The organism is Escherichia sp. HH41S (assembly GCF_009820115.1).
Lineage (GTDB): Bacteria > Pseudomonadota > Gammaproteobacteria > Enterobacterales > Enterobacteriaceae > Escherichia > Escherichia coli_F.
This window is the reverse complement of record NZ_VNXE01000042.1, coordinates 1-376: the sequence shown is the minus strand read 5'-3', so window position 1 is coordinate 376 and position 376 is coordinate 1. Positions and strand designations below refer to the sequence as shown.

The 376-nt window shown below is 56.1% G+C and carries 1 protein-coding gene; it reads left to right on the top strand.

What is annotated here, in order from left to right:
• On the top strand, positions 1-376 hold a 376-nt coding region (locus tag FQZ95_RS26955), incomplete at both ends, for an NlpC/P60 family protein (protein WP_160530090.1).

Genomic DNA, 376 nt, shown 5'->3' with positions numbered 1-376 from the left:
GGCGCTTTGAGCACGGTGTGACGGACTGTTACACACTGTTCCGGGATGCTTATCATCTGGCGGGGATTGAGATGCCGAATTTTCATCGCGGGGATGACTGGTGGCGTAACGGCCAGAATCTCTATCTGGATAATCTGGAGGCCACAGGGCTGTATCAGGTGCCGTTGTCATCAGCACAACCGGGCGATGTGCTGCTGTGCTGTTTTGGTTCATCGGTGCCGAATCATGCCGCAATTTACTGCGGCGACGGCGAGCTGCTGCACCATATTCCTGAACAACTGAGCAAACGAGAGAGGTACACCGACAAATGGCAGCGACGCACACACTCCCTCTGGCGTCACCGGGCATGGCGCGCATCTGCCTTTACGGGGATTTA